Below are 22,365 nucleotides of genomic sequence, written 5' to 3'. Positions count from 1 at the left end.
AGTCTCTTCTCCTAACAGGGGACATCCTCAGGGGAGAGGTCCCACTACTCAAAACTTACAGCTTAATCTCGACGTCGACGCCGGCGGCCAGGTCGAGCTTCATCAGCGCGTCCACGGTCTGCGGGGTCGGATCGACGATGTCCAGCAGGCGCTTGTGGGTGCGGATCTCGAACTGCTCACGCGACTTCTTGTCGATGTGCGGGCTGCGGTTCACCGTGAACTTCTCGACCTGGGTCGGAAGCGGGATCGGACCGCGCACCCGGGCACCGGTCCGCTTGGCCGTATTCACGATCTCGCTGGTCGACTGGTCGAGCACGCGATGATCGAACGCCTTCAGGCGGATCCGGATATTCTGGCTTTCCATCGTCCTAAACCTTGGTTGGAAGCGGTGCCGTATAGCAACGGCACCGCACACCGGTCAATCAAATCAGTGGGTACTATCAGGCGATGATCTTCGCGACCACGCCGGCGCCGACGGTGCGGCCGCCTTCACGGATGGCGAAGCGCAGGCCTTCGTCCATGGCGATCGGGGCGATCAGCTCCACGGTCACCTGCACGTTGTCGCCCGGCATCACCATCTCGGTGCCTTCCGGCAGCGAGACCATGCCCGTCACGTCCGTGGTGCGGAAGTAGAACTGGGGACGGTAGTTGGTGAAGAACGGGGTGTGACGGCCGCCTTCTTCCTTCGTCAGGATGTAGGCTTCGGCCACGAACTTGGTGTGCGGGGTGATCGAGCCGGGCTTGGCCAGGACCTGGCCGCGCTCGACGTCTTCACGCTTCGTGCCGCGCAGCAGCGCGCCGATGTTGTCGCCAGCCTGGCCCTGGTCCAGCAGCTTGCGGAACATCTCAACGCCGGTCACGGTCGTCTTGACCGTGGTCTTCAGACCGACGATCTCGATTTCCTCGCCCACCTTCACGATGCCGCGCTCGACACGGCCGGTCACCACAGTGCCGCGGCCAGAGATCGAGAACACGTCTTCGATCGGCATCAGGAAGGGCTTGTCAACCGGACGCTCCGGCTGCGGGATGTAGGCGTCGACCTGCTTCATCAGCTCCAGGATGGCTTCCTTGCCGATCTCGGGGCTGCGGTCTTCCAGGGCGCACAGGGCGGAGCCCTTCACGATCGGAATGTCGTCGCCAGGGAAGTCGTAGCTGCTCAGCAGCTCGCGCACTTCCAGCTCCACCAGCTCCAGCAGCTCGGGGTCGTCGACCATGTCGACCTTGTTCATGAACACCACCAGAGCCGGCACGCCGACCTGACGGGCCAGCAGGATGTGCTCGCGGGTCTGCGGCATCGGGCCGTCGGCAGCGGACACGACCAGGATCGCGCCGTCCATCTGCGCGGCGCCGGTGATCATGTTCTTCACATAGTCGGCGTGGCCGGGGCAGTCGACGTGGGCGTAGTGACGGTTGGACGTCTCGTACTCGACGTGGGCGGTCGAGATCGTGATGCCACGCGCCTTCTCTTCCGGCGCCTTGTCGATCTGGTCGTACGCGGTGAACGTCGCGCCACCGGTCTCAGCCAGCACCTTCGTGATCGCAGCCGTCAGCGACGTCTTGCCATGGTCAACGTGACCGATGGTGCCGATGTTGCAGTGCGGCTTGGTGCGCTCGAATTTCGCCTTCGCCATGGTTACTCTTCCTTCTCTTGACTTCTGCCAGATCAGGCCATCTTGGCGCGAACGACATCCGCGATGGCAGCCGGCACCGGCTCATAGTGGTCAAATTGCATCGAGTACTGCGCCCGGCCCTGGCTCATCGAGCGCAGGTTGTTCACATACCCAAACATGTTGGCCAGCGGGACCCTGGCAATGATGACACGCGCATTGCCCCGCTGATCCATTCCCGTCACTTGTCCCCGGCGACTGTTCAGGTCGCCGATGACATCACCCATGTAATCGTCGGGGGTGACCACCTCGACCGCCATCACCGGCTCCAGCAGGACGGGCTTGGCCTTCGCCATCCCTTCCCTGAAAGCGGCGCGAGCGGCCTGCTCGAACACCTCGACGGAGCTATCGACGTCGTGAAAACCGCCGTCCACCAGCTCTACCTTCAGATCGATCACCGGGAACCCGGCGATCACCCCACCGTCCTTCGCGGCATCGACGCCGTTCTGGACCCCGTGGGCGAATTCCTTGGGCAGCTTCCCGCCCGCCTTGTTCTCGAACCGGAACCCGCTGCCGGGCTCTGACGGCTCGAAGGACAACGTCACCTGGGCGAACTGCCCCATGGCGCCGACCTGCCGCTTCAGCGTGTGGGCGACCTCAGCCTTCTGGGCGATGGTCTCCCGGTACGCCACCTGCGGCGCGCCGACATCGGCCTCAACCCTGTATTCCCGGCGCATGCGATCGACGATGATTTCGAGATGCAGCTCGCCCATGCCGCCGATGACGGTTTGGCCCGTCTCGGAGTCACGGCCGACGCGGAAGGACGGATCCTCCGACGCCAAACGCTGCAACGCCATTGCCATCCGGTCGTGATCCGCCTGGGTCTTAGGCTCGACCACCACCTCGATCACCGGCTCCGGGAACTCCATGCGTTCCAGCACCAGCGGCGCTTCCGGATCGCACAGGGTTTCGCCCGTCGTCGTGTCCCGCAACCCCGCCAGGGCGACGATGTCGCCCGCGCAGGCCGCCTCGATCTCTTCCCGGGTGTTGGCGTGCATCAGCAACATCTTGCCGACGCTCTCCTTCTCACCCTTGCTCGCGTTCAGAACGCGATCACCGACCGCCACCCGACCCGAGTAAACCCGGACGAAGGTGAGCGCGCCGACGAAAGGATCGTTCATCACCTTGAACGCCAAGCCAGCGAAGGGCGCCGCGTCGTCCGTCTTCCGGCTGGCTGGTTCCCCGTCCAGCGCCACGCCGGCGACATCGGCGATGTCGAGCGGCGAGGGAAGAAAGTCGACAACGGCGTCCAGCATCGGCTGAACGCCCTTGTTCTTGAAGGCCGAACCACACAGCACCGGAACCAGGCGCAGCGTGATCGTCCCCTTGCGGATCAGCGCCTTGAGCGCCGCCTCGTCGGGTTCCTCACCCTCGAGGTAGCGCTCGGTAGCCGCCTCATCCATCTCGACCGCCTGCTCGACCAGGCGGGCGCGGTAGGCGCTCACCTGCTCGACCATCGCGGCCGGAACCTCGCTCTCGAAGAACTCGGCGCCCAGCGTCTCTTCTTTCCAGACGATGGCCTTGTTCTTCACCAGGTCGACGACACCGGTGAAACCGGCCTCCGTCTTGATGGGAAGCTGCAGGACCGCCGCGTTGGCGCCCAGCCGCTCCCGGATCATCTGGACGGTGCCGAAGAAGTCGGCGCCGACCCGGTCCATCTTGTTCACGAAACACATGCGCGGCACGCGGTACTTGTCCGCCTGCCGCCACACGGTTTCCGACTGGGGCTCGACCCCGGCCACGGCATCAAACAGCGCCACCGCACCATCCAGCACCCGCAAGGACCGTTCGACCTCAATGGTGAAGTCGACATGCCCGGGGGTGTCGATGATGTTCACCCGGTGGTCACGCCAAAAACAGGTCGTGGCCGCCGAAGTGATGGTGATGCCGCGCTCCTGCTCCTGCTCCATCCAGTCCATCGCGGCGGTGCCCTCGTGGACCTCGCCCATGCGATAGGACTTGCCGGTGTAGTACAGGATCCGCTCGGTCGTCGTCGTCTTGCCGGCATCAATGTGGGCACAGATACCGATGTTCCGATAACGGTCGAGAGGATGGGAGCGCGCCATGATTCCTTAAGGCCTAAGCTTTTCCCAGCCTTACCACCGGTAGTGCGAGAAGGCCTTGTTGGCCTCCGCCATACGGTGGGTGTCTTCACGCTTCTTCACGGCAACGCCGCGCTGGTTGGCCGCGTCCAGCAGCTCACCCGACAGGCGCTCGGTCATCGTGTTTTCCGACCGGCCGCGAGCGGCGGCGATCAGCCAACGGATGGCCAGGGCCTGGGCGCGGTCCTGACGGACCTCAACCGGCACCTGGTAGGTCGCACCGCCGACGCGGCGGGAACGAACTTCCAGGTAGGGACGAACGTTGTTCAGGGCATCGTGGAACAGCTGAATGGGATCAGCCTTCACCTTGCCCTCGATACGCTCCAGAGCGCCGTACACGATCTGCTCGGCGACGGACTTCTTACCGTCGTACATCAGGCAGTTCATGAACTTCGTCAGCACGGTATCGCCGTACTTGGCATCCGGCAGGACTTCACGCTTCTCGGCGCGACGACGACGGGACATGAGATAACTCCTTACTTCGGACGCTTGGCGCCGTACTTGGACCGGCGCTGGCGACGGTCCTTCACGCCCTGGGTATCCAACGAACCGCGGATGATGTGATAGCGCACGCCGGGAAGGTCCTTCACACGGCCGCCGCGGATCATCACCACGGAGTGTTCCTGCAGGTTGTGACCCTCGCCCGGGATGTAGCTGATGACCTCGTGGCCGTTGGTCAGCCGCACGCGGGCGACCTTACGCAGCGCCGAGTTCGGCTTCTTCGGGGTGGTCGTGTAGACGCGCGTGCAGACACCGCGCTTCTGGGGGCATTCCTGCAACGCCGGGACCTTGTCCCGCTCCGGCACGCCCTCACGGGACTTGCGGATCAACTGGTTGATCGTCGGCATCTACCGCTCTCGGTTCACAGTTCCAACAACAAGGCACCCAAACCCATGCCCCGAACGACGAAAGTCCCGTCACGAAGCACTAACTGGCTCCGCGCGGGCCTTGCAAACGCCGTCCGAACAAGGACTCGGGTGCGGCTATACAGATTTTCGAGGGGGTCTTTTTGAGAGACAGCGTCTAGCCCGCAAGGGCGGCCTACAGCCTGCCCCTCGAAAAATGTGGGCGGACTATATGGACGTCCGCTCCCCCCGTCAAGCGCCCTACACGTAAAAATACAGGGCAAGCCGTGCGTCTAGGACAGGGGGCGGCCCCACATTTGCGGGCCCCTCCCCTGCGCCTCTGGCACGCGCTCCCAACAGCGCGGGGGATGGGCAAACGGGCCCGGTGCGGCTATATACCCGGGCCAGACGAGCGTCGGCGCCCCCAGGGCGGACGCTCACCTTATAGTATAGTGTAAGCGCGCTTTCGAGAGACACCTCCGCCGACCGCATGCGGCGTGAGGGTTCGCCGACGGCGCCCTTTTGGATTCCCGAGCGCCGCCATGAGCAAGCCCACCCACACCCCCACCGTCCCCGCCACCGGCGCGCCAAAGGTTGGCATCGTCAGCCTAGGCTGCCCCAAGGCGCTGGTGGACAGCGAGCGCATCCTGACCAAGCTGCGCTCGGAAGGGTATGAGGTGTCGCCCAGCTATGACGACGCCGACGTGGTGCTGGTCAACACCTGCGGCTTCCTGGACAGCGCCAAGCAGGAGAGCCTGGACGCCATCGGCGAGGCCATGCGCGAGAACGGCCGCGTCATCGTCACCGGCTGCATGGGCGTGGAAGAGGGCCGCATCCGCGAGATGTACCCCAACGTCCTGGCCGTCACCGGCCCCCACCAGTACGAGCAGGTGGTGTCGGCGGTGCACGACCACCTGCCCCCGGTGCACAACCCCTACACCGACCTGGTTCCGCCCGAGGGCCTGCGCCTGACGCCGCGCCATTACGCCTACCTGAAGATTTCCGAGGGCTGCAACCACCGCTGCAGCTTCTGCATCATCCCCTCGCTGCGCGGCGACCTGGCCAGCCGGCCGGCCGGCAACGTGCTGCGCGAGGCGGAGCGCCTGGTGAACGCCGGCGTGCGCGAGCTGATGGTCATCTCCCAGGACACCAGCGCCTATGGCCTGGACCTGCGCCATGCCGAGAGCGAGTTCAAGGGCCGCCAGGTCCGCGCCCACATGACCGACCTAGCCCGGGAGCTGGGCGGTCTGGGCGCCTGGGTGCGCCTGCACTACGTCTACCCCTACCCGCATGTGGACGAGGTCATCCCCCTGATGGCGGAGGGTCTGGTGCTGCCCTATCTGGACATCCCCTTCCAGCATGCCAGCCCCAACGTGCTGAAGGCCATGAAGCGGCCGGCCAACCAGGAAAAGGTGCTGGACCGGATTCACGGCTGGCGCGACATCTGCCCCGACCTGACCATCCGCTCCACCTTCATCGTCGGCTTCCCCGGCGAGACGGAGCAGGATTTCCAGTTCCTGCTGGACTGGCTATCGGAGGCCAAGATCGACCGGCTGGGCTGCTTCAAGTATGAGGCCGTGGACGGCGCCCCCGCCAACGCCCTGGAGGGCGCCGTGCCGGAAGAGGTGAAGGAAGAGCGCTGGAACCGCCTGATGGCCCACCAGCAGGCCATCAGCGAAGAGCGCATGCAGGCCAAGGTGGGCCGCACCATCGACGTCATCATCGATGAGGTGGATGACGAGGGCGCCATCGGCCGCTCCGCCGCGGACGCGCCGGAAATCGATGGCAGCGTCTTCCTGAACGGCGACACGAGCGTGGCCGTGGGCGACATCGTCCAGGTGACGGTGGAACATGCCGAGGAATACGACCTGTGGGGCACCCGCGTCGACGCCTGACGCCCTTATCCAATATCCAACTTTCGACAGACTCCCTACCCCAGGGCATGGAAACCCGGCCAGTACATCCGTATGCTGCCGCCCCAAGCGGCGCCGCTGCGGTTGTACCCCGCCGGCGCCCCGACCAAGACAATGGGGATTCACGCTTATGGGAGTCAGACCACGCACAGGCACGACGGCACTGTTCGCCGCGGCCCTGGCGATCAATCTAGGGGCCCTTTCCACCGGGCAGGCGAAGGACGCCGCCCCGGTAACGCCCGAGGCCCTGTCGGCCCATGTCAAAATCCTCGCCTCCGACGACTTCCAGGGCCGCAAGCCGGGAACGGTGGGCGAGGAGAAGACCATCGCCTATATCCAGGACCAGTTCAAAAAGATCGGCCTGAAGCCGGCACCGGGCTCCAAGGGCTACCTTCAGGACGTGCCCATGACCGAAATCACCAGCAAGGCCGACGGCCCCCTGGTGTTCACGGCCACAGGCAAGGACGGCCAGGCCAAGACACTGTCCTACGAGTATTTCAGCCAGATGATCGTCTGGAACCGGCAGCGCACCGCGCATGCCGAGGTCAAGGACAGCGACCTGGTCTTCGTCGGCTATGGCATCACCGCCCCCGAGTTCGGCTGGGATGACTATGCCGGCGTCGATGTGAAGGGCAAGACGGTCGTCATCCTGGTCAACGATCCCGGATTCGCCACCGGCGACCCCGCCCTGTTCGGCGGCGGCGCCATGACCTGGTACGGTCGTTGGCCCTACAAGTACGAGGAGGCGGCCCGCCATGGAGCCGCCGCCGCCATCATCGTCCACGAGACGCGCGCCGCGGGTTACCCCTGGGGCGTGGTCGCCAACAGCAACAGCGTGCCCAAGCTGACCCTGATGCCGGCCGACGGCGGCCTGCAAAGCCGCTCAGCCGTCGAGGGCTGGGTGCAGTTGGACGTCGCCAAGGAACTGTTCGCGGCCGCCGGCCTGGACTATTCCACCCTCAAGGACAGCGCCGCCCGGCGCGGCTTCAAGGCCGTGCCCCTGAACGCCAAGATGTCGGTGGGCATCACCCCCGTCGTGCGCGACGTCGTCTCGCACAATGTGGTGGGCATCGTCCCCGGCGCGAAGCATCCGGATGAGGTGGTGCTGGTCGGCGCCCACTGGGATCATCTGGGCGTGGGCCCGGCGGTGAACGGCGACACCATTTATAACGGCGCGCTGGATAACGCCACGGGCATCGCCGGCCTGATCGAGATGGCCAAGCGCTACACCCACGCCGCCAAGCCGGACCGCACCCTGCTGTTCATCGCCTACACGGCGGAGGAGCAGGGCCTGCTGGGCTCGGAATACTATGCCCAGCACCCCTTGTTCCCTGCGGGCAGGACGGTGGCCGGCTTCAACATGGACGGCCTGGGCGTGCTGGGCCCGGTGCATGACGTGGTCCTGGTCGGCGGCAAAAAATCGGACCTGGAGGAACGGCTGAAGGCGTGGACCGATGCCCACGGCATGGTCGTGACTCCCGAGCCCTTCCCCGAGCGCGGTTACTACTACCGCTCCGACCATTTCAACCTGGCCAAGGTCGGCATTCCCGTCATCGACGCCAGCATGGGCATCGACAGCGTGGAGCATGGGGCCGAGTGGGGCAAGGCGAAGGAGGAGGAGTACACCCGCCTGCACTACCACCAGCCGTCCGACGAATGGTCGCCGGCCATGGACCTGCGCGGCGGCGCCGTCGAGGTCAACATGTGGTACGACATCAGCCGCGCCCTGGCCACCAGCGACGCCTGGCCCAAATGGTATGACAAGGCGGAGTTCAAGGCCGCCCGAGACATGTCCCAGGGCAAATGAGCATAAGGGCCGCCGGCGCCCTGGCAGGGGGCGCGGCGGCCTTTTTCAGTCGGGGAAGCGGCACAGCGGGGCCGTAACCTTGCCGGCGCCTGTAACCCCTGGCAGGGGGTATGGGCGGTTTGAGGGACGCCAATGGACGCGCCCCGGGAAAGATAAGGAACGCAAGAAACCCATGCGAACCCACACCAGACGCGCCCGCCTGCTGAAAGGCACGGCGGCGCTGGCTCTCGCAGTGGCCATGGCCCTGCCCACGATGGCGGCCGCCAAGGTCACCAAGGATGTAGCGCCGGTAACGGCCCAGGCCCTGTCCGAGCACATCCGCATCCTGGCGTCCGATGACTTCCAAGGCCGCAAGCCGGGAACGGAGGGCGAGGCCAAGGCCATCGCCTACATCCAGGAGCAGTTCAAGAAGATCGGCCTGACCCCGGCCGTGGACGGCAGCTATCTGCAGGACGTCCCCCTGACGGAGATCGTCAGCAAGGCCGACGGCCCCATGGTCATCACCGGCCCCAAGGCGGAACCGCTGTCGCTGGAGTATTTCAGCGACATGATCGTCTGGACCCGCCAGCGCACGCCCCATGTCCAGGTCAAGGACAACGACATGGTGTTCGTGGGCTACGGCATCACGGCGCCGGAATTCGGCTGGGACGACTATGCCGGCGTCGATGTGCGCGGCAAGACGGTGGTCATCCTGGTGAACGACCCCGGCTATGCCACCGGCGATCCCAAGCTGTTCGGCGGCGGCGCCATGACCTGGTATGGCCGCTGGATCTACAAGTTCGAGGAGGCGGCCCGCCACGGCGCCACCGCCGCCATCATCGTGCATGAGACGCGCGCCGCGGGTTACCCCTGGGGCGTGGTCGCCAACGGCGGCAGCATCCCCAAGCTGACCTTGATGCCGGCCGACGGCGGTCTGAAAAGCCGTTCCGCCGTGGAAGGCTGGATTCAGCTGGACCAGGCCAAGGCCCTGTTCCAGGCCGCCGGGCTGGACTTCAGCACGCTGAAGGACAGTGCCGCCCGGCGCGGTTTCAAGGCTGTGCCCCTGCCCCTCAAGATGTCGGTCGGCATCACGCCGACGGAGCGCGACGTCGTTTCCCACAATGTCATCGGCACCATTCCGGGCGCCAAGCATCCCGATGAGATGGTGCTGGTGGGCGCGCACTGGGACCATCTGGGCATCGGCCCGGCCATCGATGGCGACACCATCTATCACGGCGCCATGGACAACGCGTCCGGCGTCGCCGGCCTGATCGAGCTGGCCAAGCGCTACACCAAGGGCCCGAAGCCGGACCGCACCCTGCTGTTCATCGCCTACACCGCCGAGGAGCAGGGCCTGCTGGGTTCCGAATACTATGCCCAGCATCCGCTGTTCGCGCCCAACAAGACGGTCGCGGGCTTCAACATGGACATGCTGAGCAGCGTGGGCCTGACCCGCGACATCGTGCTGGTCGGCGGGCGCAAGTCCGACCTGGAGGACAGGCTGAAGGCCTGGACCGACGCCCACATGATGGCCCTGAACCCCGAGCCCTTCCCCGAGCGCGGCTATTACTACCGCTCCGACCATTTCAACCTGGCCAAGGTCGGCATCCCGGTGATCTACGCCCACAGCGGCATCGACAGCGTGGCGCACGGCGCGGAGTGGGGCAAGGCCAAGGAGGACGAGTTCACCCGCCTGCACTATCACCAGCCGTCGGACAAATGGTCGCCCGACCTGGACCTCAGCGGCGGCGCCATGGAGGTCAACATGATTTATGACCTCAGCCGCCCGCTGGCCTTCGGCACCGATTGGCCGAAATGGTACGACAAGGCCGAGTTCAAGGCCGCCCGCGACAAGTCCATGGGCAAATAGCGACGGAACGGGACAAAAAGGGCCGCATCCCCATGCCCGGGGACGCGGCCCTTTTCTTTGGCGGACAGCGTCCCGCGCGTATCAGTCGGCGCGCGGCGCCAGCCCGGCCACCTGGGCCGTGATCTCGAACGACCGCCGCCGGGCGGCATGGTCGTGGATGGCGGCGGTTACCATGATCTCATCGGCGCCGGTCTGCTGCAGGATGGCGCCCAGGCCATGGCGCACCGTCTCCGGCCCACCCACGACGGAGTAGCGCAGCGCCTGATCCGCCCAGGCGCGTTCCTCCGGGCTCCAGCGCACGTCCGGCTGCGGCGGGCGCAAGGGGCCGGGGTTGCCGCGGGCCAAGGCCACGAACCGGTCCTGCAGGGAGGTGAACAGCACCTCCGCCTCCCGGTCCGTATCGGCGGCGAAGACGTTGACCCCCACCATGGCGTGGGGCTTGGGGTTGGCGGCGGTGGGCTTGTAGTGCTGGCGGTAGACATGCAGCGCCTCCAGCAGCTGGGACGGCGCGAAGTGGGAGGCGAAGGCGTAGGGCAGCCCCAGTTCCGCCGCCAGCCGGGCGCCAAAGGTGCTGGAACCCAGAATCCAAATCGGCACGTCCAGGCCGGCGCCGGGGACAGCGCGCACCGGCTGCCCCGGTTGGGCCGGGCGGAAATAGGCCTGCAGCTCCTGCACGTCGCGGGGGAAGTTGTCGCCGTTGTCCGTCCGGTCGCGGCGCAGGGCCCAGGCGGTGCGCTGGTCGCTGCCCGGCGCACGGCCCAGACCCAGGTCGATGCGGCCGGGATAGAGGGATTCCAGCGTGCCGAACTGTTCCGCGATCACCAGCGGGGCATGGTTGGGCAGCATGATGCCGCCGGCCCCCACGCGGATGCTCTTAGTGCCGCCGGCGATGTAGCCGATGACCACCGAGGTGGCGGCGCTGGCGATGCCCGTCATGTTGTGGTGCTCCGCCACCCAGAAGCGGCGGTAGCCCAGCGCCTCCGCATGGCGGGCCAGGTCCAGGGTGTTGCGCAGGGCCTGGCCGGCGGTGCCGCCCTCGACGATGGGGGAAAGGTCCAGGACGGACAGGGGAATGGGAAGCGACACGGGGGGACCGGCCCTTTCTTCGAACCACGACAGAACTGCCAAGGCTCACCTAAGCATGTCCGCGCCGCTTTTCGAGGTGAGGCCGGTCACAGTGTGGCTTGCCCTCAGCCCTCACGGGGTGGTCACCGCCGCCACCGCCACCTTGAACGCCGCCAGTTCCAGGGCGTCCAGGTCGCCGTCCCACAGCGACTGATGCAGGCGGCCGCCGTCGTTGACCAGGCGGTCGGACCCCACGACCACGCTGGCGGCCTTCAGCCCCATCAGGGTGGCCAAGGTGAAGAACGGCCCCTCCTCCATCTCCACGAAGGTGGGCTTGTCCGGGCCCTTGATGGCCAGCAGGTCCCGCAGGATGCTGCCCGGCTGGAAATAGTAGATGGGCATGGTGTAGCCGATGCCCCGCGCGCTGGGCAGGCCGGAGCGGGCGGCGGCGGCGCGCACCCGGGCGGTGAAGTCCTGGTCCGGCCGGGCCACCTGCGCCCGCGCGTCGGGCGCCAGCAGGAAGGCACCGCCGTCGCGGTAGGACCCATCGGACACGATGATCTGACCATAGGGCACGTCGGGCGACAGCAGGCCCGCCGTGCCGACATGGATCACCCGGCGGGCGCCCAGGGCCTGCAACTCCGCCACCTGGGTGGTGATGCCGCCGGCGCCGGGCAGGCCGCGCACCACGGTGAAGGGCGTCGTGCCCGGCTTACGCACCACCCACAGGTCGGTGGGGTCGGTGAAGCCGTAGGACAGGTGGGTGTAGCGCCCCTGGAACCCGGCCTGGTCCAGGTAGGATTCGATATCCACCCGGTGCAGAACGATGGCGTCGGCGGGGAAATCGTCCAGCTCGCCATGCACGAAGCGGTTCTTGCGCAGCCAGGCGACCTCGTCGGCCGGGGTGTTCAACCGTTCCTCATGGCCATGGTGGGCATAACCGCCCAGCACCTGGTACGGGGCCTCCGCCGCCCTGGCGGTGCCAATCAGTCCCATCACCCCCAGCACCACGACCAGTGCCGCCATCCCCTTCGCCATGCCTGTCCCCCTTCTTCTGTCGAGGGGGAAAGGGTCCGCAAAAACAAGGGGCTGCGCAATGGCCAAAGTGCCACCGACGCAGCCCCCGTTCATTACCCCCGTCGCGGGGCCCCAGCGCGGGACGCTCTTATTTGGGCTTGCGGAACTTGAAGATGAACTGGTCGGTGTGGCCGCGCAGGGCGGGGTCGAACACCTTCAGGGTGTGGTTGTCCGCCGTGTTGCGCAGGGCGTCGTCCTGGCCATCGAGCACGAAGCCCGCGGCCTCCACCTCCTTCTTCACCGTTTCGGGGTCGATACGATGCAGGGTGTTGGCGTCGCGCAGGCCGGAACCCGCCTCCGCCACATGGTCCAGCACGATGTAGACGCCGCCGGGCTTCAGGGCGTTGAAGACGGCCTTGTTCACCGCCGCCGCCGTCTCGGCCCCCATGAAGGCGTGGACGTCGTGGTAATTCTGCGAGGTCCAGACCACGTCCACCTTCTCCGGCAGGGATAGGGCGGCGGCCGGCTCGACCAGGGGAACGATGTTGCCATAGGCCTTGTCCTCGGCCAGGGCCTTCTGCCCGTCCACCGCCTTTTGCGACCGGCTGGCGATCTCGCCGGGCAGCAGGGAATAGACGCGGCCCTTGGGGCCTACGGCCTTGGCGAACAGGCGGGTGAAATAGCCGGCGCCCGGCATGAAATCCACCACCTTGTCACCCGGCTTCACCCCGGCGAAGGCCAGCATCTCCGCCGGCTTGCGGTCGGCGTCGCGATCCTTGTCGGCCTGCGGGCGGCTGGCGTCCGCGACGGCGGCGGTGATGGCGGGTGACGGCGCGGTGGCGGCGCCGGCGCCGAGCGCCAGGCTGGACGCGGCCAGCCCCAGGGCCAGCGCGATGACGGAAACGCGAGACATTGTACCCTTCCCTCCCTGGATGTCAGCCGGGAGCCAGGACGGCCCCATCTTTGGCCCACAGGCACACGGCTGCCGCTAGAAGGTGCGGCGCCGCGGCCATAAATCAATCCCGCCTCGCGGGAAAGTTTGATGCCGCCAGGGGCGGTCAGCCGACGGCCGGCGGCGGAAACAGGCTGGCGATGGTGCGCACCGCCTGCTCGGCCAACGGGCGGTCGGGCTCCACGCTGTCGTCGCCATAGCCGTAATAGTCGTCCGGCCCGATGACCTGGAAGACGAAGCCATCACGCCGGGGCACGAAGGACACGCCGTTGTAGTACAGGCCGTAATGCACATCGTCCTGCGGGATCATGCGCGCCAACTGGCCCCGCACCGGCACGATGGAGGCGTCGCCCATCAGGGCGCGGGCGCCATAGCCGGTGCAGTTCACCAGCACCTTCTGCGGCAGCCGGGCGAAATCCGCCGGCGTATGGAACTCCTGCACCTCGATGCGGCCGCCATTGGCATGGAAATCGTCCAGCAGCAGGCGGGCGTAACTGGAGATGTTGAACACCATGTTGGTGCCGCGCCGGACGACCCGGCCGCCAAAGGGGTGCAGGCCGGCCGGCACATCGACGGGGTGTGGCGTCAGGGTGGGCAGCAAATCATGCTGCAAGGTGTCGGCGAAGGGGGGCCGGGTATCCGCCGCCTCCTCATGCCCTTGGTTGGCCGCGTCGGCCACGTTGTAATTGTCCACCCACTCGATGGGCGTGCCGGGCAACCCCAGCAGGCTTTGATAGGCCTGGAAAGAGGTCAGGCACATGCGCGCCCACAGCGCTTTGAACTCCGGCGTGGCGTACTGTTCCAGGCAGATGCGCGAGTCCGGCGACCACACGCCGGTGGCGAGGCTGGACCGGGTGTCGGGCGGCAGGTCCTTGGCGTAGATGGTGACCTTGGCACCGGCGCGTTGCAGTTGCAGCGCCGTGGTCAGGCCGATGGCGCCGCAGCCGATCACGGCGATGTCGCGCTCGCCCAGGGCCATGGCCTTTTCCGTGGCGACCAGACCCGTGCCCCAGGACAGGGACCAGCCGCTGCCGCCGTGGCCATAATGGTGGAGCACCCGCTTCTCGCCGATGCGCTCCACCTCCAGCCGGGGCCCCTGGGGCCGAAAGGGGCGCGTGCAGACGGTGACGCGGGTGATACGGTCGGGCGTGGCCCGGATGGGCGTGAGCATCAAAGGCGACCGCACCGCTTCGGAGATGCCGCCATGCCGCCCATCCTCCCCCTTGACCGCGCAGCCCGCCAGCGCCAAGGCGGCCCCCGTCCCCATCAGCATCGTGCGTCGGCCCATCCCGCCGGCCAGACTGTCCCAGCGCTCAACCGCCATGCCATCCCCCTTATTGATTGCGAGGCGCTCTCCGGGACGCCGCCATGCAGAAACGATAGGGTAAAAGATTATCCTGATAAACCAGGACTTTGTCCGCGACGGTCGAAATACGGGGCCGGGAGGTGATCCCGGCCCCTTCCCCATCGACGGCGCTTTGCCATGACACGGATTGGTGGCAATTTAGGGACAGGAGACAGGCCCCTTGAGAGGGGAGCCTTTCAAGCCGGCATAGATCAAAAACCGAAAAGCGATGGGGCCGTTACGTGAGCACACTGGCAGGTATGGCCGTCCTGGCCGTTTCCCTGAGCGCCCCCCTGCAGGCCCTGTTGGATGACTTCGCCAAGCAGGCGCCGCCTCAGCAGGCCGCCCAAGTGACGGAGGCCATCACGGCCTCACCCTCATTGGCGGCGGAACTGTCGGCTTTGGCCGCCAGCGGCCTGCTGAAGGGATTCGAGATCGATACGGCGGGCAGGCTTAGCCGGTTCGGGGCCGGTGCGCGGGAAGGGAAGATCCTTTTCACCCCGACTTTCCTAGGAGATGTCGCGAGCACACGGCCTTTCGATGTGGTCGAGGCGGACTCCATCCGGCCCAACAACACGACGTTCGTCCTCGGACACCTGGCGGCCCATGCCAAAACCCCGTCGCCGGAACCGCGCGCCCCGGACGGCACGGCGCGTGATCTGCCGACTTTCATCATGCTCAAGATGACGGACGAAGCGACCGCCGACCTGCAAGGCTGGAACGATATGGTGGAAGCGGCACAGGTGGCCAATGGCGGCAAAGCCCTGACGGCGCCGCAGGTGGGCTACCTGATGATGAGCCTTCGCTACAGGGCCGTCTTCTTCAACGCCATGCGGTCATCGGGCCAGAAAATCACGTTCGCGCCGGATGGCCGCATCGACCCGACGCCGGACAACATCCACGCACTGGGCACGGCGTTGAGGCAAACCAACGTCTTCGATTTCGACTGAGGGAAGGCGTGGTGGGCCCGGCAGGACTCGAACCTGCAACCAGACCGTTATGAGCGGCCGGCTCTAACCGTTGAGCTACAGGCCCACGCGGGCCGCACTTTGCCGGGTGTGGCCGCGGCATGCAACACCCTTCATCAATTTTTTACGACAGCCGCCAAACCATTGGAAAGAAGCCCCTATCCTTTTGATTCGACGGGCATTGAGGGACGAATGCCATGTTGCCGGGTCAAGACTGAGGTGTTACCTTTGCAAGGCTTGAGACGGCGCCGAAACCAATTGTCCAGGCGGCAAATGGCCGCGAGGGCACGCGTGGGTAGCGCTAACACCTCCGGCAAACGCGGAACCCGGCAGCGGGAATCCGCATGAGGCTCCGGCCAACGGGGCCCGCCACAGCGCGGTTGAGTGTCAGGCCAGGGTGTCAAACCCTGGACCAAGGGGACGGACGCGAAGGGGGGCCTGCGGCAGCAATCTGACATCAACGCCCGATATCCGATCGAAATCCTTGACGCCGATTCTGGCCCCGCGGCGGGCCACCGGCGGCAGGCGCGACACCCGGCGCCGTAGGCGGACGCCCGAGTCCGAACGGCAGGGCGGGTGCGCCGCGCGGGCCGCCCCGCCGCCAGCCACACGATTAAAACATCCATGGGAGGAGTCACGATGGCGACCATCGCCAGCAGCAGTACCAGTGGGGCCTCGAGCCGCATGACGAAGGAGGAGCGCAAGGTCATCTTCGCCTCGTCCCTCGGCACCGTGTTCGAGTGGTATGATTTCTATCTGTATGGCGCCTTGGCCTCCATCATCAGCGCCCGGTTCTTCTCGGGCCTGCCCACGCAGGGCGCCAAGGACGTGTTCACGCTGCTGGGCTTCGCGGCCGGCTTCTTCGTCCGCCCCTTCGGCGCCCTGGTCTTCGGCCGGCTGGGCGACCTGGTGGGCCGCAAGTACACCTTCCTGGTCACCATCGTGATCATGGGCCTGTCGACCGCCGTCATCGGCTTCCTGCCCAGCTATGAGTCGGTGGGCGTGCTGTCGCCCATCCTGCTGATCTCCCTGCGCCTGCTGCAGGGCCTGGCGCTGGGCGGCGAGTATGGCGGTGCCGCCACCTACGTGGCGGAGCACGCGCCCCACGGCAAACGCGGGGCCTACACCGCCTGGATCCAGATCACCGCCACCGGCGGCCTGTTCCTGTCGCTGCTGGTCATCCTGGCCTGCCGCACCAGCCTGCCGGAGGCGGACTTCAAGGAATGGGGCTGGCGCATTCCCTTCCTGGTGTCCCTGGCCCTGCTGGCCGTGTCCCTGTGGATCCGCCTGCAGCTGGACGAATCGCCGCTGTTCAAGAAGATGAAGGAGGAGGGCAAGACCTCCTCCTCCCCCATCCTGGACAGCTTCGGCAACCTCTATAACCTGAAGTTCGTGCTGCTGGCCTTGTTTGGCGTCGTCGCCGGCCAGGCCGTCGTCTGGTACTGCGGCCAGTTCTACGCCCAGCTCTTCCTGAAGAACACGCTGAAAATCGACGCCAACACCGCCGACACGCTGGCGGCCATCGCTCTGCTGCTCGCCACCCCCTTCTTCGTGGTGTTCGGCAGCCTGTCCGACCGCATCGGCCGCAAGAAGGTCATCCTGGCCGGTCTGGCCCTGGCCATCCTGACCTACTTCCCCATCTTCCGGGGCATCACCCACTACGGCAATCCAGCGCTGGAGGCGGCCATGGCCGCGGCCCCGGCCACGGTGACGGCCGATCCAGCGGAATGCACCTGGCAACTAAACGTCACCGGCGCCTCCAAGTTCACGTCCAGTTGCGACGTGGCCAAGAAGGCGCTCGTGGATAAGAGCGTGCCCTACACCGCGGTGGACAGTGGCGCCGGTAGCGTGGCGCAGATCAAGATCGGCGACACGGTGATCGACAGCTACGACGCCAACGCGCCGGACGTGAAGGAGAAGAAGGCCGCCTTCGAGAAGGCGGTGGCGGACGCGGTGAAGGCCGCCGGCTATCCGGCCAAGGCCGACGATGCCGCCATCAACAAGCCGATGCTGACCTTCCTGCTGTGGATCCTGGTCATCTACGTGACCCTGGTCTACGGCCCCATCGCCGCCATGCTGGTGGAGATGTTCCCGTCGCGCATCCGCTACACCTCCATGTCCCTGCCCTACCACATCGGCAACGGCTGGTTCGGCGGCTTCCTGCCCGCCATCTCGCTGGCCATCGTGGTCACCACCGGCCAGATGTACGCCGGCCTGTGGTACCCGATCATCGTGGCCGCCATCACCTTCGTGATCGGCCTGCTGTTCGTGCGGGAAACCAAGGACGTGGAAGTCAGCCACGATAACTGAGCGGTCAGCCCCCAGGGGCGGCGCTTAAAATCAAAGGGCCCGGACCTCCCCCGTCCGGGCCCTTTCCTTTTTAAGGACGCGCCACCGCGGTTCAGGCCCGCTGGCGCAGGTGGCGGGAGAAGCGCAACGGCGACGGCAAAAGATCGCCCATGGTTTTCAGCGACGACAGCTTGGGCGGGGACAGGGTGGCCAGCGTGCGGCCCAGGGTCATCACATTCCCGATGCGCCGGTCCAGGAAGGCCCAGGTGTCGGCGTAATCCGGCGACCGGTCGCCCAGCCAGTACAGGACCGTGGCGGTCTGCACACCGGCCAGCAACGCCCGCTTGGTGTAATAGTTGATGTCCGTCGACTGATCGCCGGCGGCATACCAAATCGCATCCACCGTGCGATACAGCAGGCGGGCGGCCAAGGCCGTGTGCGTGGGCAGCGCCACGAAGGAAGAGGTGCGCCGCACCGCCTCCGCCCAGGGGGCCAGCAGTTCCAGGCGCAGGCGCACGGCCAGGGCGACACGCGCCCGCACCTTCATGACCGACAGGTCCCGCCCTGCCAGCTGCGCCAGCATGGCGCGGTCCGCCCAATCGCTGAACTGCGCCACCACATCGGCGACACCGCCGGGGAACAGCGCCGCCAGCTGGGCCGGCCCCATCCCGGCGTCCGCCGCCCCCTGACGCAGCGCCGCCGCCGACCAGCCGTCGAAGGCGACATGGGGCAGGATGGACAGCATCAGACGGTCCCGCAGGGCCAGCCGCTCGTCCGCCGGGCCCGCCGCCTCTGGGGCGGTTGGCGCTGGGGCGGTTGGCGACGGGGCATGGATCGAATCGGTCGGGGCGTCGGTATCGGGGGCGACCATGGGAAACACTCCCTAGCAAGGACTGCGGCCAACGGGTGGCCGAAAACTGCCGCCACTATAGGCGCGGGCCCCGCGCGCCTCCACCCCCCAAAGGTCAGCCGGGCAGCCGGGGCACCGAATCGGTGCCGAAATACTTCATCTCCTCGGTGAAGCTGAGGAAGCGCAGGTCGTCCATACGGTCCAAATACAGCACGCCGTCCAAGTGGTCGCACTCATGCTGCACCACGCGGGCATGAAAGCCCCGCGCCTCGCGCTCCACGACGGAGCCGTCCAGCGCCAGGCCGCGATAGCGGATGTGGTTGTAGCGGGGCACGGCCCCCCGCAGCCCGGGGATGGACAGGCACCCCTCCCAGCCGAACTGCATCTCCTCCGACAGCGGCTCGACCACCGGGTTGACCAGCACCTGGGCCTCGACGCCATCGCCGGCCGCGCGCTCGGCCGGCACGCGGAAGACGATGACGCGCCAGCCGACATGCACCTGCGGTGCGGCCAGGCCGACGCCGGACGAATCGACCATGGTTTCAATCATGTCCTGGGCCAGTTGGCGCACCACCGCGGGTATCGGTTCCTCCACCGGCACCGCCGGGCGCCGCAGCACCGGGTGGCCCATGCGGGCGATCTTCAGGATTGCCAACGTTCCCCCTTTCCCCGCATCCATCGTGCGGCCGCGTCCCGCGCCGCCCCGCCTTGGGCGTTCCACCAAACCGGTCGGACCCACAGGATATGGGCAGCGCCCCGCCAGTTTCCACGGCCGGCACGCCCCTGTCACCCCACCCTGTCCCCCATGTGGGAAAGCCTGTCCTTTTGGTGGGGCACCAGAGGGAAGGACAGGCCCCCATCCGCCGGGCGCATGGGGGCCCCGCGCAGGGATGGCGGGAAAGGCTTCACAGGGCCGGGGGGCTGTGTTATATCACCGGCCTCCGATCGGGCTGCCTGCGCGACCGTGCGTCTTGGCTATTACCCGTTAACCTTTTACTCTGTTTGGAGTGGTGACGTCCCGTGCAAGTGCTGGTTCGTGACAACAACGTCGATCAAGCCCTCCGCGCTCTCAAGAAGAAGATGCAGCGCGAAGGCATTTTCCGCGAGATGAAGCTGCGTCGCAACTACGAGAAGCCCTCGGAGAAGCGCGCCCGTGAGAAGGCCGAGGCCATTCGCCGCGCCCGCAAGCTGCTGCGCAAGCGTCTGGAGCGCGAGGGCTACTAAGCCTCTCACGCGCTGTTAGACGCACGGACGGAGCCGCCCCTGAAGCTCAGTGGGCGGCTTTTGTCATGCGCACGTTTTGCGCCGGTGATTAGGAATTGGTCTGCGCCGAGTGTCGCGCCGGCCCCAAAAGAAACGGCCCCCAAAGAGAAACGGCCCGAGGATATCCCCGGGCCGTCTGCGTCAGAACCGCTTCAATCAAATCGGGGAAAGCGCCTGATCAGGCGGCACTCATCTCCGCCGTGAAGGAACTGACGGTCCGCTTCAGGGTGTCGGAGTCGCGCGCCAGCAGCGAGGCCGAGGACTGGACCTGGCAGGCGGCGGTGCCGGTGCTGGACGCCGCCTCCGAAACGCCGGCGATGTTGGTGGTCACCGCCTCCGTCCCTCGCGCCGCCTCCTGGACGTTGCGGGCGATTTCGTGGGTCGAGGCCTCCTGCTCCTCCACCGCCGCGGCGATGGCCGAGGCGATGCCGTTGATGTCCTGGATGCGCTGGGCGATGGCCTGGATGGCCCCCACCGCGTCGGACGCCGCCTGGCGGATTTCACCAACCTGGGCGCCGATCTCGTCGGTCGCCTTGGCCGTCTGGGTGGCCAAGCTCTTGACCTCGCTGGCCACGACGGCGAAGCCCTTGCCGGCCTCCCCCGCCCGGGCCGCCTCGATGGTCGCGTTCAGGGCCAGCAGGTTGGTCTGCGCGGCGATGTCGGCGATCAGCCGGACGACATCGCCGATGCGTTCCGCACCGCTGGACAAGGTTTGAACGACGTGGTCGGTGTTGCGCGCCTCGGTGACCGCGTCGTTGACCGTGTCCATGGTGCGCCCCATCTGGCGCCCGATCTCCTGGATGGAAGCGGACAGTTCCTCGGCCGCCGCCGCCACCGTCTGCACGTTGGCGGAGGTCTGCTCCGCCGCCGACGACACCACCATGGACTGGCGGTTGGTTTCCTCGGCGTTGTTGGACATGGCCTTGGCCGTGGCGTCCATCTCGTTGGAGGCATTGGCCAGGCTGGTGGACAGTTCCGATATCTTGGCCTCGAAATCACGGGTGATGCGGGCCACGCGCTCGGCCCGGCGCGCCTTCTCCTCCTGCTCGGCCCGCTGTGCCGTCTCCAGGTCGCGGGCCCGGATCAGGCCGGCCTTCAGGTCATTGAAGGCCCGGGCCATCTGGCCAACCTCGTCCTTCCGGTCCAACCCGGCCAGGTCGACGCCATAGTCCCCCTGCCCCAAGCTGACAAGGCCACCGGTCACCCGCGCCAGCGGCCGGCCGACGCCGGTCACCGTCAGATAGAAGGCCAGGCCGCCCACCAGGGCCAAGCCGGCCACCACCATGCCGAACACCAGCCAGATGGTGCTGATCGCCCCCTCATGATTCTGAATGGCGATGGCGTCGGCATCACCGCGAATGGCGTCCGCCAGTTTGGCCTGTCGGTCCAGCAGGTTCAGCATCGCCGGGTCGCACTTCGGCCCCATCATGGTGGTGCTGATACGGACGTTCTCCTCAGCGGAGGCGGATTTGGTGGCGGCATCGACCGTCTGGCCGCAAATACCAGTGGGGGCCAGCAGGGATCGCATCTCCTGCTGCAAAGCCTCGATGTCCGCTGCGCGGCTGGGTAAGGCCGCCTTCGCCTGGTCCATGAAGCCGTAGTACGCGTCGACACCCTTGCGATAGTTCGCGTCGGCCTTGGCGTTACCGGCGTCGTCGGTCACCGTCATGCCTTCGTAGATTGAGCGTTCGATGAACACCAGGCTGCGGTTACCCCGCGCCAAAGCCAGCGAAGCCTTGGATGCGCCGCTGAGCAAGCGGCCGTAGCTATCATCGATGGCGGACATGCGCGTGGCGGCAAAACCGGAGGCGACCAAGGCGAACACGCCCAGCAAGCCCAGCATCGCCAGTATCTTGGCGGTGATTTTAAGATTCGCGAAAGTGGACATGATCCCCCCGGCGTCAAATATCTTGTGGCCCAGGCCGCATCCGGCGGCTGACCTTCCGGGAGGAGTATTGATGTATATTAAATAATTTTTTATTAAGCGCCGAAGTGCCTTATTCTTTTGGTTATAGGCATTAACCCATCAATAGAATCAAATTGCCTTATTATCTCTACGCCAAACCGCTACTTTAACGCCGCCGGGGGGCGGTGCGGGTCGTGAATTCCGGTGGCTTGTTGGCCACCCAGCGGATGAAGGCGGCGATGGCCGGGTGGGCGCGCAGGGCCTCCACCGTGGCATAGGCCACGGCCAGTTCCCGCTCCGTCAATTCGGCGTGGATTTTACGGTGACACACCCGATGCAGGGGCACCGTCACGCGCCCGCCCTCGCTGCGGGGGACCAGGTGATGCAGTTCGACCGATGGCCCCGGCACCAGGGGCCGGTCACACAGGGCGCAAATGCCGTTGGGCCCATCAGGAGGGGTGCCGTCCCGGCTGTCGCGGGCCTTGCCCAATGGGCGTCCTTTTGGCGGGCGTTTTTTCGACAAGCGT

19 protein-coding genes and 1 tRNA gene are annotated in these 22,365 nt (G+C 66.5%); 6 read left to right on the top strand and 14 right to left on the bottom strand.

Annotated features, from left to right (window positions below):
- Positions 1-55: 55 nt before the first annotated feature.
- The 5 genes from rpsJ to rpsL all read right to left on the bottom strand — a co-directional run bounded on the left by rpsJ (position 56) and on the right by rpsL (position 4,617).
- On the bottom strand, positions 56-364 hold the full coding sequence (rpsJ, locus tag ULB03_RS10765) for a 30S ribosomal protein S10 (RefSeq protein WP_040848411.1): 309 nt from the start codon (positions 362-364) through the stop codon (positions 56-58).
- 76 nt (positions 365-440) lie between these two features.
- Positions 441-1,631: an elongation factor Tu gene (tuf, locus tag ULB03_RS10760; protein WP_322481798.1), complete on the bottom strand. Its 1,191-nt coding sequence runs from the start codon at positions 1,629-1,631 to the stop codon at positions 441-443.
- Positions 1,632-1,663: 32 nt separating this feature from the next.
- On the bottom strand, positions 1,664-3,733 hold the full coding sequence (gene fusA, locus ULB03_RS10755; RefSeq protein WP_322483127.1) for an elongation factor G: 2,070 nt from the start codon (positions 3,731-3,733) through the stop codon (positions 1,664-1,666).
- A gap of 30 nt (positions 3,734-3,763) precedes the next feature.
- The gene (gene rpsG / locus ULB03_RS10750; RefSeq protein ID WP_088871760.1) at positions 3,764-4,234 is read right to left on the bottom strand and encodes a 30S ribosomal protein S7; all 471 of its coding nucleotides are present in this window, start codon (positions 4,232-4,234) and stop codon (positions 3,764-3,766) included.
- 11 nt (positions 4,235-4,245) lie between these two features.
- The gene (gene rpsL / locus ULB03_RS10745; RefSeq protein ID WP_004274236.1) at positions 4,246-4,617 is read right to left on the bottom strand and encodes a 30S ribosomal protein S12; all 372 of its coding nucleotides are present in this window, start codon (positions 4,615-4,617) and stop codon (positions 4,246-4,248) included.
- A gap of 539 nt (positions 4,618-5,156) precedes the next feature.
- Here rpsL and rimO point away from each other — a divergent pair.
- From rimO to ULB03_RS10730, 3 genes are all read left to right on the top strand, one after another.
- Positions 5,157-6,509, top strand: coding sequence for a 30S ribosomal protein S12 methylthiotransferase RimO (gene rimO / locus ULB03_RS10740; protein WP_322483126.1), 1,353 nt, complete (start codon positions 5,157-5,159; stop codon positions 6,507-6,509).
- Positions 6,510-6,657: 148 nt separating this feature from the next.
- Entirely contained in the window at positions 6,658-8,334 is a 1,677-nt protein-coding gene (locus tag ULB03_RS10735) for a M28 family peptidase (protein ID WP_322483125.1), read from the top strand.
- A 172-nt stretch (positions 8,335-8,506) separates the two neighbouring features.
- Positions 8,507-10,183: a M28 family metallopeptidase gene (locus ULB03_RS10730; protein WP_322483124.1), complete on the top strand. Its 1,677-nt coding sequence runs from the start codon at positions 8,507-8,509 to the stop codon at positions 10,181-10,183.
- 81 nt (positions 10,184-10,264) lie between these two features.
- Here the strand turns inward: ULB03_RS10730 and ULB03_RS10725 are convergent, their stop codons facing one another.
- The 4 genes from ULB03_RS10725 to ULB03_RS10710 all read right to left on the bottom strand — a co-directional run bounded on the left by ULB03_RS10725 (position 10,265) and on the right by ULB03_RS10710 (position 14,541).
- A complete protein-coding gene (locus ULB03_RS10725) occupies positions 10,265-11,269 on the bottom strand; it encodes an LLM class flavin-dependent oxidoreductase (protein ID WP_322483123.1) in 1,005 nt (334 codons plus the stop codon).
- A gap of 111 nt (positions 11,270-11,380) precedes the next feature.
- Entirely contained in the window at positions 11,381-12,286 is a 906-nt protein-coding gene (locus ULB03_RS10720) for a phosphorylase family protein (RefSeq protein WP_322483122.1), read from the bottom strand.
- A 127-nt stretch (positions 12,287-12,413) separates the two neighbouring features.
- Positions 12,414-13,178 carry a class I SAM-dependent methyltransferase gene (locus tag ULB03_RS10715; protein WP_322483121.1) on the bottom strand — a complete coding sequence of 255 codons (765 nt, stop codon included), beginning with the start codon at positions 13,176-13,178 and terminating at the stop codon, positions 12,414-12,416.
- Between the two features lie 145 nt (positions 13,179-13,323).
- Entirely contained in the window at positions 13,324-14,541 is a 1,218-nt protein-coding gene (locus ULB03_RS10710; protein WP_322483120.1) for an FAD-dependent oxidoreductase, read from the bottom strand.
- Between the two features lie 281 nt (positions 14,542-14,822).
- Here ULB03_RS10710 and ULB03_RS10705 point away from each other — a divergent pair, with 281 nt between their 5' ends.
- Positions 14,823-15,512, top strand: coding sequence for a hypothetical protein (locus ULB03_RS10705; RefSeq protein ID WP_322483119.1), 690 nt, complete (start codon positions 14,823-14,825; stop codon positions 15,510-15,512).
- A gap of 9 nt (positions 15,513-15,521) precedes the next feature.
- Here the strand turns inward: ULB03_RS10705 and ULB03_RS10700 are convergent.
- Positions 15,522-15,597 (bottom strand) — tRNA-Ile (locus ULB03_RS10700).
- Positions 15,598-16,169: 572 nt separating this feature from the next.
- Between ULB03_RS10700 and ULB03_RS10695 the strand changes: the two genes are divergently transcribed.
- Entirely contained in the window at positions 16,170-17,840 is a 1,671-nt protein-coding gene (locus tag ULB03_RS10695) for an MFS transporter (RefSeq protein WP_322483118.1), read from the top strand.
- 91 nt (positions 17,841-17,931) lie between these two features.
- Here ULB03_RS10695 and ULB03_RS10690 read toward each other — a convergent pair whose 3' ends face one another.
- Complete coding sequence (locus tag ULB03_RS10690; RefSeq protein WP_322483117.1) at positions 17,932-18,690, bottom strand: COQ9 family protein; 759 nt, start codon at positions 18,688-18,690, stop codon at positions 17,932-17,934.
- A gap of 94 nt (positions 18,691-18,784) precedes the next feature.
- Entirely contained in the window at positions 18,785-19,324 is a 540-nt protein-coding gene (def, locus tag ULB03_RS10685; protein ID WP_322483116.1) for a peptide deformylase, read from the bottom strand.
- Positions 19,325-19,689: 365 nt separating this feature from the next.
- On the opposite strand from def, the gene rpsU reads away from it, so the two are divergent.
- Positions 19,690-19,893: a 30S ribosomal protein S21 gene (gene rpsU, locus ULB03_RS10680; protein ID WP_012567245.1), complete on the top strand. Its 204-nt coding sequence runs from the start codon at positions 19,690-19,692 to the stop codon at positions 19,891-19,893.
- Positions 19,894-20,110: 217 nt separating this feature from the next.
- On the opposite strand, the gene ULB03_RS10675 is transcribed toward rpsU, so the two are convergent.
- Positions 20,111-21,820: a methyl-accepting chemotaxis protein gene (locus ULB03_RS10675; RefSeq protein ID WP_322483115.1), complete on the bottom strand. Its 1,710-nt coding sequence runs from the start codon at positions 21,818-21,820 to the stop codon at positions 20,111-20,113.
- 184 nt (positions 21,821-22,004) lie between these two features.
- On the bottom strand, positions 22,005-22,328 hold the full coding sequence (locus ULB03_RS10670; RefSeq protein ID WP_322483114.1) for an HNH endonuclease signature motif containing protein: 324 nt from the start codon (positions 22,326-22,328) through the stop codon (positions 22,005-22,007).
- Positions 22,329-22,365 lie beyond the last annotated feature (37 nt).

Source organism: Nitrospirillum goiasense (assembly GCF_034427435.1).
GTDB lineage: Bacteria > Pseudomonadota > Alphaproteobacteria > Azospirillales > Azospirillaceae > Nitrospirillum.
The sequence above is the reverse complement of the archived record's forward strand: the minus strand, read 5'-3'. Positions and strand labels throughout refer to the sequence as shown.

Coding starts and splice junctions, on each gene's coding strand:
- rpsJ (WP_040848411.1), bottom strand. CDS start 364: ATGGAAAGCCAGAATATCCGGATCCGCCTGAAGGCGTTCGATCATCGC.
- tuf (WP_322481798.1), bottom strand. CDS start 1,631: ATGGCGAAGGCGAAATTCGAGCGCACCAAGCCGCACTGCAACATCGGC.
- fusA (WP_322483127.1), bottom strand. CDS start 3,733: ATGGCGCGCTCCCATCCTCTCGACCGTTATCGGAACATCGGTATCTGT.
- rpsG (WP_088871760.1), bottom strand. CDS start 4,234: ATGTCCCGTCGTCGTCGCGCCGAGAAGCGTGAAGTCCTGCCGGATGCC.
- rpsL (WP_004274236.1), bottom strand. CDS start 4,617: ATGCCGACGATCAACCAGTTGATCCGCAAGTCCCGTGAGGGCGTGCCG.
- rimO (WP_322483126.1), top strand. CDS start 5,157: ATGAGCAAGCCCACCCACACCCCCACCGTCCCCGCCACCGGCGCGCCA.
- ULB03_RS10735 (WP_322483125.1), top strand. CDS start 6,658: ATGGGAGTCAGACCACGCACAGGCACGACGGCACTGTTCGCCGCGGCC.
- ULB03_RS10730 (WP_322483124.1), top strand. CDS start 8,507: ATGCGAACCCACACCAGACGCGCCCGCCTGCTGAAAGGCACGGCGGCG.
- ULB03_RS10720 (WP_322483122.1), bottom strand. CDS start 12,286: ATGGCGAAGGGGATGGCGGCACTGGTCGTGGTGCTGGGGGTGATGGGA.
- ULB03_RS10715 (WP_322483121.1), bottom strand. CDS start 13,178: ATGTCTCGCGTTTCCGTCATCGCGCTGGCCCTGGGGCTGGCCGCGTCC.
- ULB03_RS10710 (WP_322483120.1), bottom strand. CDS start 14,541: ATGGCGGTTGAGCGCTGGGACAGTCTGGCCGGCGGGATGGGCCGACGC.
- ULB03_RS10705 (WP_322483119.1), top strand. CDS start 14,823: ATGGCCGTCCTGGCCGTTTCCCTGAGCGCCCCCCTGCAGGCCCTGTTG.
- ULB03_RS10695 (WP_322483118.1), top strand. CDS start 16,170: ATGGCGACCATCGCCAGCAGCAGTACCAGTGGGGCCTCGAGCCGCATG.
- ULB03_RS10690 (WP_322483117.1), bottom strand. CDS start 18,690: ATGGTCGCCCCCGATACCGACGCCCCGACCGATTCGATCCATGCCCCG.
- ULB03_RS10675 (WP_322483115.1), bottom strand. CDS start 21,820: ATGTCCACTTTCGCGAATCTTAAAATCACCGCCAAGATACTGGCGATG.